Here is a 14412-nt window from a genome sequence, read left to right on the forward strand (position 1 = left end):
ACAGACGGAAAGGAATTACTTTTGCGTTATAAATGATTTCGATGATTTGTAATAAACTAGAAAAGAAGAAGGATCCGGACTTTCACCCGGATCCTCATACCAAAGAAGAAAGTGTATAGTCTTAAGCAGCTAAGGCTTGTTCTTTTCCAAGACGATTCGCCCTGAAAATGCTTCCAAAATCATTAAATCTGATTCCGTAACGTTTCATCGCAGGATGAACGAAGGGAGCCACAGCTTGTCTGAGATAAAAAGGCTGGTTTACTACGAAATGATGGATCCCATGTGTGCTTCCAAAATTAAAACAGAATAGATGAAGAGGAAATAAGAACCAACTATTTAAGACCTGAGTTTGGTCATGAAGTCCTTTTACATCTCCGTAATAATGCATATTAGAAGAAACGATCTGGATACTTGTTTGTCTGATCCAATTCGGGATCGTATAAACCACAGCTGAAATGTTCAAAAAGTGGCGAACAGTATCCAACCAAGCAGGAATTTCTATAGGTTTTCCTAACAGTTCATTTCCAATATAGAAAAGATTGATGAATAGGAAATTATACCAGAGATGAAAATAGACCACAAGGTAAGGCCAACTAGAGCGAGTGATCTCACTTCTTTTAAATTTAGGAGCCTCTCTACGCAAGATATGCGATTGGAATAAGAAGGACATATTTCCGTCCATCATAGTGATAAAACGTTTTAATCCGAACTTCATTCCGTTCCCGATCAGACGTTCTTCTATATCTTCTTTATGACCGGATACCTTATGGTGAAGGGTATGGATCATTCTTCTGTACCAAGGACTGACGGTATTTCCTCTAAAGATCCAAACCATCCAGAACATGAAGTTTTGGATCTTTAGATTATCCTTATAATATAAATTATGAATTAAGTCGTGTTCGACTTCGTGAAGAATGGAGGCAAGAACTCCGTTGGCTATAATACATGTCCAAGCAGGAATGATCCCAGCGATATAAAGTCCTGCAAATAGGATCATTCCAGCAGCGGAACCCAAGGTGATCGCAAGACCTAATTCGTCTTGGTGTTTTAAGAATTCGAATTTACTGCGCAACTTTTTGTCCCGGAATCGGATCCATTTCATGATCTTCTTACTCTTTTCCTTTTGGGACAATCTCTCGTAAAGTTTGGTTGGAACCTGAATCATCTGTCTTTCTGCAATGGCGATCATCGGTTTCCTCCGTTTTTGTTTTCGGTTGTCCATATCTTACGGAAATTTCCGGAAAGAGTCGTCCGAATTGATCGAATGCAACTGCGGATTCGGTCCTAATCTATAAATTTTTACCATTCCACATCGACAGATATTGATTGATTTGGCATCAAACGGATTAGCTCCCTCTAAATTCGGAAGGAGTTTTGCCTGTATGTTTTTGGAATGCTCTATGAAATGAGGACTTGGTGGCAAATCCCACTTCGAATGCTATGTCTAAGATGGATCTGTCAGGTTCTTTTTGGAGAAGTTCACATGCCTCTTTGATCCTGTAATCATTTACGAATGCGGAGAAATTTTTTCCCATCTCCTGATTGATCAATTCCGAGATCTGGTGTGTGGAAAGTGCAAGTTCGTCTGCGAGATCCGCAAGTCCCAACTTTTCGTCCCTGTATAATTTCTCCTTTTCCATGAGCTGTGTTAGGCTTTCTCTAAGCGCATGTCTGTTCACTCCCGAGAGTAGGGAGCGCGCATATTTTTGCCTGGCGGCCTGGCTTACTTCTTGGAGCACTTGGAAGAATTCTGGCCGTTTATGCCCGATCAAATAAGCAAGACAAAGACTTATACCCATCATCGCTGAGCATGCGAGAAGGAAGATAGGCGACTTACTGGACAAGTAAACCGCACCGAACCCAAGATTCACGAACGTAGAAACTACCATGAATGCCAGGATCCTTGCGGTCCATTCTTCTCGTAGTATCTCCCAACGAAGAAGGTCGGAACTTCCCTTTAAGATGAGGCCAATGTAAAAGATGAGGATTAGGATGGGGGAAGAGAGTAGGATCTCCCCTTCATTCCATCCGGTTTCTCTTAAGAAGATCGAGATCTTTTCCAAGATCCATTCTTTGGGGAGAACTAGAGCTGCTAAAAAATATACGATCCAGACAAGGGCAGGTAAGAACAGATGCTTTTTCTCCAGGCCCAAATAAGAGATTTCTTCCGAGTCTCTGTCCTGGCTTACGCTGTGGATCCCGAATAGGATAGGCCCGACTGAGGCAATGAGTGGAAATTGGATAAGAGAGAGTCTGGGAAATTCTACATAGTAACCGGAAACTAAGAGTAGGAAGCTGCCCTGTATTAGGCCCAGAATCAAAAAGATCAGGGCCAAAAGCCTGTTTAGAGCTGTTTTTTTCTCCAAAACCAGCTGCCCAAGAAACATTAGAATTCCAAGTGCGGTCCCGAATTGGGTGATTGCCCATAGGATTTGGAACCAAATTCCTGGATTGTAGTAACTATGACTTCCTATTGCTTCCGGAGGCATGGCTGGGAGAATCCAAAACTCGGAGTAAGTTGTCAAGGATTCCCTTTGTGATTTGGGGTCGCTCAGAGTGAGTCGGATTTTGTAGGCACTTCGACGAGTTAGAACGAAATCTAGAATAAATTATATAAAACAGTCGTTATTTATAGTCTATCTCCCAAGGGATAGGGGAGTAGTTTCATTTTTTGTAATATAGTTTCAATTCGAATGGACAAAATCGAAGTCTCAAAAGATAGATTGAGACTCCCAATTGAAATGTACTATATTAAATAACAATCGTTATTTTAAAAAGAGCCCAAAATCACCCGGAAACTTTTTATATAGTCTCGCTTATTTTTTTTCAAATGCATCGGAAATATAAGCCTGATATAAGCCTACTTTATGTAGCGATCGCTATGCTGTCCACACTTGGAAAGAAACTGTTAGGATAAGCTAATAGATATGAATATAAAGAAAGCACACATTCTTTTCTCGCTGTGTTTGGCTCTGGGGATGGGCTGTCAGGCAGGCGGTGAGAAATCAAGCGCGGATACTTTTTACGATAATATCGATTATAAAGGAATTCGCCTTTTTAATCTGTTCGATGATTATCCTTCCATCAAATCAGGTTTCCAAAGTTTAGAACCTGTTAATTTTAATCTTAAACTAGAGTCCTCCATGACCATTCCTTATAGAGAGGACATCGTTGGATTCTTAAGAGTTTCCGGAGATCTTCTTCTTAAGCCGGAAGCTCATGTGCGTCAGTCTCTTCTCAGAGTTCATTCTCTTTTAGATCGTATAGAGAAGGCACCGAATAACGCGTTCGATGTTCTTCAGCCTTGGCTGGAATCTTTACGCACTTATCGCAGGCCTGTGCTTCGTAACATGGCTCCTTTAAGCCAGACAGCTTTAAAATACATGTATACGAACTATTCCAAAGGAACTATGGAAACCAAGTTCAAAGAGGTTTCCGCAGTATTAAAAGATCCTGAAATTCGTATCCTTTTTGTGGAATTGGAAGACGTCTTAGACAAAGCGATCAACCGAAACGCGAATGCAAAACAAGCGATCATCGGACTTTTACAAGGAATGGTGGATCCTTCTCTCATTTCCGACAGAGTGATGAAAGAGAAAATGATCCAGATTATCTCCGCTCTTGGAAAATCATTCCGCCAAAGAGCAGGGTTCAGCGACGCAAAGTCATCCGAGACAGTCCTGAAAAACTTGGTAGTTAATTTAGAAAAATTTTATACTGTAGGTGGCTCCGTTTATTCTGATCCTGCTTTTGCGGATTATAGAGACTCTACTTATCCTACTGAATTCGCAAGCGTCCTCTCAGAATCCTTCCGTTATTTGAGACCAATGCTTGGAAGAGGAGGGAATTACACTGCAGATCCGAACGTTATTCTTTCCTTAGAAATGGCTAAAAATTTTGCTAAGTTCGACTTCTCCTCCGGTGTAACAGGTGTAGACAATTCTCTTAGAGAGTTAATCCGAATGGATGCCTCGGGTTTAGACAGAGCTGATCCTGCAAATATTACCAGTAGTCCAATTACTGCATTAGAATCCTTGATGTTCATTCTTACGCTATCCGATACATTCGGGTTCCGTTGGGAAAATCCTGCAGATACATCCATTATGAGATTGGAGCCTAACGGTTCCGGTAACGGCGGTCCTATGACTGGCGGAGTTCTCACTGTGGGGGACAGTATCTATTCTATGAGATCCGCAATGACTGGAAGCATCGGGATCAAATCATTTATGAACCAGAGCTCCGTTGACGGTGCGGTTTTTAAGAATGCGGATGCTTCTACTCCTACTGCTCTTTCGATCGGGATCAATACTCCGACTTTGACCTTATTGGAAGCTCCAGATCCTGCGATCATACCCGCTGCTAATGATCCGGTTTATACTAAAACGATTCCTTTTATCATGAAATTGATTCGCACCGTTCTAATCTCCGGAGGCGGACCTTACTACAATAAAAATCGTGTGGATTCAGGTGGGAATGTTCTCACTATCGATGGGAAATTATATAGAGATTCCAACGGAGTAGACCTAATCTACAAAGAATCCTGGAATACTTCCGAATATAGAATTAAAGTTTCGAATACTGCCAGCGGTTCTTGTACCGGTGGAACGATCTGTAAATGGGTAGGCCCAGGCGGACGTGAAACAAATGCAGTGGTCGCTAATAATTCTTTCACTCCGGTTGCTGCCGGGGTGAACGCTTCCGGTGAAAAAGGTTGGAGTATCCCTGTTTGGGAAATTCCAAAAGACAATGCAACCGAAAGAGCGGTGAATACGGACGAAGAAGCGATCTATAAGAATTTTCAATGGCTTCTTCATGAAAAGCGTATGGTGGCAGTTATCCCTTTACGCGCTTCTTTAGGTAGCGGTGTTCCATATAAGATGGCAGCATTCGTGACCCTGATTGCAAACGGTATGACCGGACTTATGAATGCAAGACCTGTTCTGCAAGATGGAACAGCTTGTGCGGATCGTATCAATGCGATTTGGAAGATCAAAAATACTTTTATTAAACCGGGTTGCGCAAGTTCAACTCAGCCAAACTTCAGGCAACCTGGGGTTCCGATCCTCCAAGAGAACTATTCTGATATTCCAGGCGATAGTATGTTCTATCTGGAAGCATGGGACTATGGAACAAGCGGTTCCAGTTCTTTGACCTTCAATAGTTTGGGAGATGCTTCCGTTTATAGTATTTTCTATCCGAATCCGGAAGATTCTTATGGAGTAATTCCTCAGGTGATTGCGGCTAACTTTGCTGTGATGGAAAGACTTTCTTTCTTAACTCCGGAAAAGGTTCTTCCTTCTGGCCCGAATGTGGCTTACGGAAAATCAGTAGAAGATGCTTGGGGACAGAGAAACAGGCTTCTTCCTTTAATACTTTCTCTCGCATGGACATTGGATGACCAAGCAAGTCCAAGCTTGAACAAAAATCCATTTCAGATATTGACTGGACTTAGTGCCGCTTTGACTAGGCCGCTTTTGGCAAGAATTACAGATCCTGAACCTAATAGCGGCGGAAGAACGATCGATGTCGTAAAGATTGTGAACTCCGACTCCAGTGTGAGAAGTAACTCTGCAACTGAATCGGAATACTTCTTTAGATATTTGGATCCGGTTTCCAGTAAACCAGTACGTTCTCCACTTTCTATCTTAGCGGAGAATGAAAGAAGATACCAAGACGGACTATTGAATCTAATGTCCAGAACGGACCTTCTATCCACATTCGTTCAGATGCTTGCTGAGATGGGAAAACCGGAAAGAGCAAGTGGTGCACTTCTTACCTTCCAATCTATTGCGGATCTGATCGGAGAAGTGAAACTTGCAAATGAAACTCCCACTGCAGTTCAATTTAACTTAGAAGCATACTTAGGAGAAGTTAGAGATATGCTGGCAGCATTCCCTGACTCTCGGGTTGCGAATATTTATGATCCAGAATGGGATAGATTAGGGAATTGGGCTGTTCGTCTAAGGGATTATTTCGATCCGGATTCGGTTTATAGTCTGATCCCTACCTTGGATTTCTCCATGGACATGATCATAGATAATATTCCTACGAACGCTCAGTTGACTGGGATCGTAGATCTTTTGGGAGGACTTACTCGTGACCAGTCCAATACCCAGGATTACTTAATTACGAATTTATTAAGCGTAGATACTGCGGATCTTGCACAAGTCTCCGCTCCTTACGGGAGAAGCACCGTAGGAGTGTTGATGGGAATTGTAAAGACCGGTGAATTCTACTCTTACTTGGAAGCGGACATGAGAAGTCCTTATTCACTTAAATCTATATTCAAAGACGCTAAAAAACTTTTGGTGTCGGATATGATTCAAACACAAAGAGAAGACGAAAGCTCGCTGATCTATACTGCGGGTGTGTTGATGGATATTTTTGCGGATCTTGCTTCTACGGGTAAAAAACAATTCCCGGATGGATTCGTGTTCTATGACAGATTTAACGAAGATGAAAACTCGGACACCTATTGGGATAGGTTCGTCACGGTGTTCACCCGGTGAGAATAATGAAGAGAATTTTTTTGGGAAAAATAAGTCGAGGGCTGGAAATGAATCTGAAAAATATAAAAGTTTCTAATGTCGAAAAAGGAATCAAACTCGCGATCCTTTCTATTTTGTGGGCGGTAGTCTTAGGATGTAGCCCTGAAAAAATGAAGGGATTTGCAATGTCGGATATCTTCGACCTAGGATTCTTTTCAGGAGGAAGAATATTCGGCGCGAATCCAAATCTTCAGCCTCCGTATAACAGCGTGGACAACGATACAGCTGTTCTACCTGTAGATTTCGGCTCTACCAATCCGCAGGCAACCTTATTCATCAACTCCACTGAGAACGTGGACAGATACAAAGAGTTGGAAATTCGTTTTTCCCATCCGATGAATAAGACAACTGTAGAGGCAAACTTTACCATCACAGGAACTACCGGAAATCTTTCGGGGCCTACTCCTGGCGGAGAATTCTACTGGATGAGTGGTCAGAAACTCCGTTTCAATCCTTATAGAGAATTAAAACCTGCTGAGTCTTATACGATTACAATTACTCCGGATGCTGCGACCATTGGTGGAGTGGCTCTTGAAAATTATACGATCACTTTCAGGACCGGCTTGGATTATAGCCTTACAAATAAGATCACTCAAGGAAGCCAGTACACTCTAAACGGCACGAATGATATGACATTCGATCAGTCCGCGGCTCTTACGCTAGCTTCTACGTATGCGAGTCCAGTTGTGGGAGAAAATTATATCCAATCGGTTCTTTTGAAAAAGATCGGTTCGAGTAATTCTCAAGATATTTGTACCACTCCTCCTTGTTCAATGAGCGGTACGATTTCCTTAAACCTGAGCACTTCTCAAGTTCCTCCTACTGTAGGTGGGAATACCTATTATTATGAGATCGCTACTACGAACGGAAAAACTTTCCGTAAGTATTTCAGCTTTAACTATGGAAGATTGGAGAATGCGAATAATGTTCTTCCTTACGTAGCTAACGGTGTAATGGACGAAGCGCAAATGCTTCCATTCTTAGGAAAAGCCATCCAGAAATATACTACCGGCGCTTTCAAAGTGAAGGATTCAACCGGGACTCCTCGTACTTTCCAAGAATTCTTAGTGGGAATGCCTGATTTTCCTAAGAAAAAATTCTACGAGAACGGAGCTTGGACCATCGGCGAAGCCTGTATGAGACAGGACGGTAAGATGTCCGGTAACGCCAACGAAGCAGCATTTAAGGATTTCGAATATATTCCTGTGTTCGGGGCTAAGTCAGGAGGCGCGGGTAGAGGATATTGTTGGGTAAGGCACCCAGACTGTGTTACGGATAACGGACCTCCTTATCATCCTAAAAAAAGGAATGGGATCGATAGAGATACTTGGTGGAATACCTACAATAATAACAACTGTGGGCAAAACCAGAATAACGCGAATTACCCTCAGGCTTGTAAGAATTTATTCCATTGGGGTGAGGCTGCTTGGAGTCTTTGTCATTATCCTACCGACGTGAAATCTTATAAAAACGGTGGATATACTTCCACAGTATTCTCTGCATTTGGAAGACCGGAAGGAGATATCGGATCTGCTGGAGAAGACTTACTCGACTGCGCGTTCCCTGCATGTTTCTTCGATTCTTACCATATCGAAAAAATAGCTCCGGGACCATTCTCTAAATACAGCGCGATCTTAAACGTTGCTTCAGGTGGAATTGCAGACGGAAGTGCCGCGATCACTTTGGATGTATATGTAACGGACATGAGACTTCCTAAGTTCGTTCGTTGCGGATCAAATAACGCAACTCACGGTTGTGCCGCTGGAACCGGAACCCAATTAGGGAACGTTGTAGCAGATTTGAAAGTAAATCCTGGATCCGGAGCTGTGGCCCCTGGGTTAGGTTTGGATCTAAAATCCAGATACACGGAAGTGGATCTTTTGGTTGTCTCTCGTTTCGAAGACTGGTATGGAGCGTTTAACGGACCAGGAGCAATGCTCGTATTCAGAACGACTGCAAAGTTGAACTGGGATCCGGCAGTCGAGGGCACTTTAAATCCTGCAGGTTACGATTGGAACGACGTAAAACTATCCAAACCTCGTCTGGCTTTAGCTCGTACTCGTAATAATATGACTGTGACGTCTGACGGTTTGATCAATATGACTGTTAAGACTCCTTTCACTGTGAATGACGATTACTTCCCTGATAATCCTAGCATCTCACAGATAGTATCGAATTCGAATAACTTCTTCATTCGCCCATGGGCAAACCCTTTACATATGTCTTTAGCGGGTTTATATCCTGGAGAAGATACTTCTGACTTTATGTATACGGAACCGATGACCTATATTCACGGAAGTGAAGGTTTCAACACCATCATCGAGGCTCTTGTAGGTAGAGCGGAGTTGAGTAATATGGCGAACCTGACCGTGGACCAGGTGAAACAAATCATCACCCAATACATGCTCAGAGATATCGTGCAAAGGATTGCTCCTAACGTTCTAAACTCTGTCATCGCTGACTTGAGAGATACTGGAGTTACGATCACTTTACCAAGTTATCTTCCTGCTCCTCTAGGAAACTTCCCGTTAACGGTGAAGTTCAAACTGAATACGGATGCTACCATCAAACATGATGGAACCAACAAAGGACTTGTAACTTCTCTGGACTTTGCGTTCACGAGTGGTTATAACCCTGCAGGTGGACTCAGAACCCAATCTGGAAAATCTGGAATGGTTACAACCAGAACTTGGACTGCGGCAAATCCACCTCCTTCTACTTATCAATTCAGCCAATCCGCTGCGAACCCTGGGTTCTTGATCTCTATGCATACGGATACAATCTCTCAGGCTGCATTCCATTTATGGCAGAGAAGGGGATTGGATATCGTGCTGAACAAGGCGTTTATCGATGGAATGAACGCTTTTGCAGGAGCGGATCCTCTGTTTGCATTGACCACTTCTTTCTTAAAGGCTTCTCCTTTGGTTACAATCCTTGTTCCAGGAAGAAACAAACTACAAGGTCTGAACGGTTCGAATGCGATCGCACCTCCAGTAAAATCTTATGATGATATCGATATGGTGATGTCTCCGATCCATGCGCCTAACGTGAAGTTTAAGCCTATGACTTCTGCAGGTGTGCCTAAGATGAGATTGTATTTTACTGAAATGCAATTGCAGATCATCGCTAAGAAGCCAACTTCTTGCACAGGGCTAGTGGACGATGAACTAACAGATTGTCAGGCGGATACAAGAGCGAACGGTTACCAACAAACTCTTGGAACGGTTAGGATAAGTTTTGCTGCGGATGCAGACTTCCGCTTCAAAATGTTCTCTAACCCTACGAATAACCCGGCACTTGCAAACTTGAATGCTCTGCAAGTGATCTTGGATCCTGTGAATAACTTGGATTATTCTGTCGAAGTTTTAGAAGGACAAACTTATAATCCATTCGGATTGGATCCTGACGGAATCAAATCGGTAATCTCTCCATTAGTCACCACTCTCGTGATCCCAATGGTGAACAGTATTATGAAAGAGATCCCAATGCCTCCGGACATCACTTTCCCTAAATTGCTTAATCCAGCAGGAACTCAATCTTGTGCGATTAGTGCGAAGAGTGATAAGGTACAATTCTTCACCTTGGATAGTCCTCAAGTTGCGGATCCGTATCTGTTAGGAGGAATGAGATTTGTAGGACAAGCTGTAACAGACCCTGCATCTCTGATTGTCTGCCCTTAAAACGCTCCTAGCTATTTCGAAAAACTAGATATCGAAATGACCGAAAGGGAAAAAACCCTTTCGGTTTTTTTTTGAAAGAGCTTCTTGGATAACTAAATTAGAAAAAACTTATGAGTGAGTCTTCACTCAATTGGTATTATGCAGTTTTGATTTTCTTTTGCTACAGTTTCGCAAAAGTTTTCGTTCGATTCCAGTCGAACAGTATTCATTATTTCATAACGATCGTTAGAACGTGCTATATAATCTTTTAAAAAAGAGAAGGAAACTGATTCAAATACTTGCATTTAAAAATAGTGAGCATTTAGTCACAATTTTTGTCCTGTTTTCATAAATGGGTTGCAGGAATCGGTATAAGATAGGAAACGAAAAGTGGATATGACGTATTACCAGCTTTCATGTTACTTGGTGGTGACTGTACTAGTCTACCGTACGATTCATAATTTAGTTTTATATTTTAGAAATCGGAAACAAGCATACCTTCTTTACTTCGCCTTACTACAAGTTGCGTACGGTGGTTATCTATTCTGTTTTATCCAAACCATTAACGTAGAAAATCCTGAAAAAGCTTTGATTTGGGAAAGAATGGAGAATGCGACTGCGGCAATATTCGCAACGTTTATCGCATTATTCGTGAATAGTTATAAAAAACTGTTTAGTAGGGATTTCGTTCTACTCTACGTGTTTATGAACCTGATCCTTGCAGGGATACTTTTGCAAGATCCGAACGCTTATACAATGAGCGTTGCTCACCCGAAACATTTTCCTTCTTTAGGAATAGTCATCTACGAAACGGATCAACCTACCATCATGCAGTTTATATTCCTGTCAGGGATACTGATGATCGTATGGACCGTGATTAAGGTAATGAATCAGTTCCGTAAGAACAGATTTCGGAACCATTTCCTATTTTACGGATTGGTATTATTCTTTGCGAGTTTGATCGCTGATATTCTGGTCGCGAGCGATTTGCTTGGAATTCCTTATACTTCTCATTTTAGCTTTTTGATCCTTATGTTCTGCGTGGATAGTTTCCTCACAGTGAATAAGTCAGAAAGGGAAGTCAGGATGGAATTCAAGGAATCCGTTTCCAGATGGTTGTCCAAACCGGAAGCTTCTTCTTTCGTAGCGCAAGCCAAGAGTGTAAGTGTAGAAGGTTCCGAATCCAAATCTCTGAAAGAGAAAAGCCGCAATCCTAAAAAGTTGAGCGTGAGAGCCCTAGGCCCATTGGAATTGGATCTAGACGGGAAGAAGATCCCTGCAGGAGAATATTCCAGTAAGAAAAAATTACTCAAACTCATCAAACTTCTGTTAGTTCGTTTCGGTAAAGGTGTTCATAAAGAGGAACTTTTAGAGAATCTCTGGCCCGGGATGTCGGAGAAAAATGCTCTTAACAGTTTGCATGCTCTACTTTTCCGTCTTCGCAAAATTTTAGGAAATCCGGAATCAGTTGTATTCGCAGAGGATAGGCTATTCTTCCATCCTGATCTGGTAGAAGCGGACTTCGTGGAATTTGAGAGAAAGTTCGAAGCTGCCGGAAAATTACTTCGAAATAAAAAAGAAGAAGAAGCAGTGCAGTCTTATAGGGAAGCCCAAGAATTGTATACGGGAGACTTCTTTGAATTCGATCTGTATTTCCCTGAATCGGAATTAAAACGTGAGTATTTGCGCAAGAACCTGATCGAAATATATAGGATCTTATGTGAATATTCTCAAAAAGCAGGGGATGCAAATTCTCTACTTTCCGATTCTGAAAGTTGGATCCGTTTGGACGATCTAGATGAAAGAGCTTGGAGATTTCATTTCGAGTCTTTACAATCATTGGATCGTAAGAATGAGGCGCTTCGCAAATTCGAAGACATGAAGAAGATCCTAAAAAAAGAATTAGGTGTGGAGCCTGACCAAGAAACCGTATCTCTCATTGAAAAGATCCGGGTCACTTCTCCTGTGAGCTGATTGTTTTTAGGAAACACTGCACCATAAAATAAAACGCTCATTAGAAAAAAAATATTGGACGAAGTAAATCCCTTCTGTACGTTCTTCCAGAATCCCCCATATTTCTAAGTAAAAATAACCCCCGAAATAAAATGAATAAAAGAATCCTTTTTTTTGTAACGATTGTTACAATTACCCTGGCAAACTGTTCCATCGTATATAGAGTTACTGGTAAGACTTTAAACTCGTATGCCCAAGACCATTTGGTCCCTCATTATCTTGCTTCAGATGATTTGGACGCGATTTGTAATGGAGGAACTGCACTCGGACCTTTAGTAGCTTCTTTCGAAAGAACCGGAGCTTCTGTAGAGTTGGCTACTATGGTGGCTCAGATGGGAGCAGGAATGTGTGCTGAAAAGCAAGCACAAGAAGCGGAACTTCTTTATATAGCTGCAGTCCGCAAGGGTAAAGGAGACGAAGCTCTGGACAACCAGGCAAGACAGATCCGTTATCATGGGATTGCTGCCAAAAGATATGGAGACGCGCACAATAGATTCATTCAATACTTCGGAGAATGGAATGGAAAATGTCCTTCTATCAGCGAACACGAAGAGTTATATTATTTAGTGGGACTTTCTTCCGGATTATTAGCAATTCTTCACGATTTTGCATCTCAAGGATACGCGGGGATCACTCGCGAAGTGCCTAGCGTAGTTGCTGGAGGATCCAAATGTCTAGATGCTAAAAAATGGTGGGGAACCCCTTTAGCATTGGAAGCTGTTGTATGGCTTTCCGTTCCGGGTGCTACTCCAGACGGAAAGGATGCTTCCAAACAAATGGAAGAAGCTGTAAAGTTAGGCGACCAAGCGGGAGTTCGTATGTCTAGAGCCTTCCAGATCCAAGCAGCTGCCGGAAAAGGCGACGTGGAAAAGATCAAGAAACTTATATTAGAACATTCTAAAGTTCTAAGCCAAATACCTGCTAAGAAGGAATATCTTTTCTTAGAAGCGTTTGCGGAGAATTTATCTCGTCATGAATCTGATAAGATTTGGATGAAAGAAACTGGACATAGAGGACCGATTAACTTCTCCTCTTTCCCGGGAAAAAAGAAAAACAATAAAGAAGAAGACGATCTGTTAAAAGATCTTTGAGCGGGTTCTTGGGTGGAAAACGAAAAAAAAGGGACCTTAAGGAGAAAAAACTATATGAAGAAGTTTCTCATTCTATCGGTAATCATTCTTGGGACTTGGATGTCCGTAGGTGTGGGAGCAGCGGAGACGGTGGATCGATCAATGTGTGTATTCGATCCTTCCGGAGCGCACGGAGACGTGTTCAAAGCGGCGCAAAGATACCAAGCGCAAGCTTTAACATGGGGAATTCGTCTGGATCTAAAAGCTTATACGGACGAAGTGGTCGCGAATTCCGACTTCAAAGCCGGAAAATGTAATATGGCATTCTTAACTTCTCTTAGAGTGAGAGGTTATGTGCATGAATCAGGATCCATCGAAGCGATCGGTGCATTACCAAGTTATGAACTTCTCCGCAAAACGATCGAAGCATTATCAAATCCTAAAGTAAGAGAACTGAACACTGACGGCGACTATGAGACCATGGCTATGTTCCCAGGCGGCGCAGTTTATCTTTTGCTAAGAGACAAAAACCTGAAAGATATCAAGGATCTGGCAGGTAAGAAGATCGCCACTTTAACTTATGACCAAGCTGCCACTACTATGGTGGATATCGTAGGAGCTTCTATGGTTCCTGCTGAGATCGCTACTTTTGCAGGTATTTTTAATAACGGAAGAGCGGACGCATGTTATTCTCCTGCGATCGGGATCAAACCTTTGGAACTCATGAAAGGAATTTCTCCGAACGGCGGTATCGTTCGTTTTCCGATTGGACAATTGACTTTCCAGATCGTGGCCCGTCATAAGGATTTTTCAGAAGGTTTTGGAAATACTTCCAGAGCTTGGGCTGCTACTCAGTTCGATTCTATGCTTTCTTTGACCAAAAAGGCAGAGCAGGAAATCCCTGCAAAATTTTGGATAGAAGTTCCGAAGGATCTTCAAAAGAACTATTTTGAAAAATTCAGAGAAGTCAGGATCAGGTTGAGAGACAAAAAAGTATATCATCCTACCATTCTGAAACTAATGAAAAGGGTTCGTTGCAGCGCGGATAAAGAAGCCGCAGAGTGCGCCGATAACCTGGAATAATTTCCAAAACTAACATAAAAAAGGCGGGAAAATTCTTTC

The 14412-nt window shown here is 42.2% G+C and carries 7 protein-coding genes; 5 read left to right on the forward strand and 2 right to left on the reverse strand.

Going from position 1 to position 14412, the window contains the following annotated elements:
* Positions 1–121 precede the first annotated feature (121 nt).
* Entirely contained in the window at positions 122–1189 is a 1068-nt protein-coding gene (locus LPTSP_RS01665) for a fatty acid desaturase (RefSeq protein WP_108927462.1), read from the reverse strand.
* A gap of 157 nt (positions 1190–1346) precedes the next feature.
* The gene (locus LPTSP_RS01670) at positions 1347–2489 is read right to left on the reverse strand and encodes a helix-turn-helix domain-containing protein (protein ID WP_108927118.1); all 1143 of its coding nucleotides are present in this window, start codon (positions 2487–2489) and stop codon (positions 1347–1349) included.
* Between the two features lie 438 nt (positions 2490–2927).
* On the opposite strand from LPTSP_RS01670, the gene LPTSP_RS01675 reads away from it, so the two are divergent.
* From LPTSP_RS01675 to LPTSP_RS01695, 5 genes are all read left to right on the forward strand, one after another.
* A complete protein-coding gene (locus LPTSP_RS01675; RefSeq protein ID WP_108927119.1) occupies positions 2928–6509 on the forward strand; it encodes a tryptophan 2,3-dioxygenase in 3582 nt (1193 codons plus the stop codon).
* Between the two features lie 5 nt (positions 6510–6514).
* The gene (locus tag LPTSP_RS01680; RefSeq protein WP_108927120.1) at positions 6515–10228 is read left to right on the forward strand and encodes an Ig-like domain-containing domain; all 3714 of its coding nucleotides are present in this window, start codon (positions 6515–6517) and stop codon (positions 10226–10228) included.
* 375 nt (positions 10229–10603) lie between these two features.
* Positions 10604–12181, forward strand: a complete 1578-nt coding sequence (locus tag LPTSP_RS01685; RefSeq protein ID WP_108927121.1) for a BTAD domain-containing putative transcriptional regulator — start codon at positions 10604–10606, stop codon at positions 12179–12181.
* A 131-nt stretch (positions 12182–12312) separates the two neighbouring features.
* The gene (locus LPTSP_RS01690; RefSeq protein WP_108927122.1) at positions 12313–13311 is read left to right on the forward strand and encodes a hypothetical protein; all 999 of its coding nucleotides are present in this window, start codon (positions 12313–12315) and stop codon (positions 13309–13311) included.
* 54 nt (positions 13312–13365) lie between these two features.
* The gene (locus LPTSP_RS01695) at positions 13366–14373 is read left to right on the forward strand and encodes a putative solute-binding protein (protein WP_108927463.1); all 1008 of its coding nucleotides are present in this window, start codon (positions 13366–13368) and stop codon (positions 14371–14373) included.
* The last annotated feature ends 39 nt before the right edge of the window (positions 14374–14412 follow it).

This window comes from Leptospira johnsonii, assembly GCF_003112675.1.
GTDB classification, from domain to species: Bacteria; Spirochaetota; Leptospiria; order Leptospirales; family Leptospiraceae; genus Leptospira_B; species Leptospira_B johnsonii.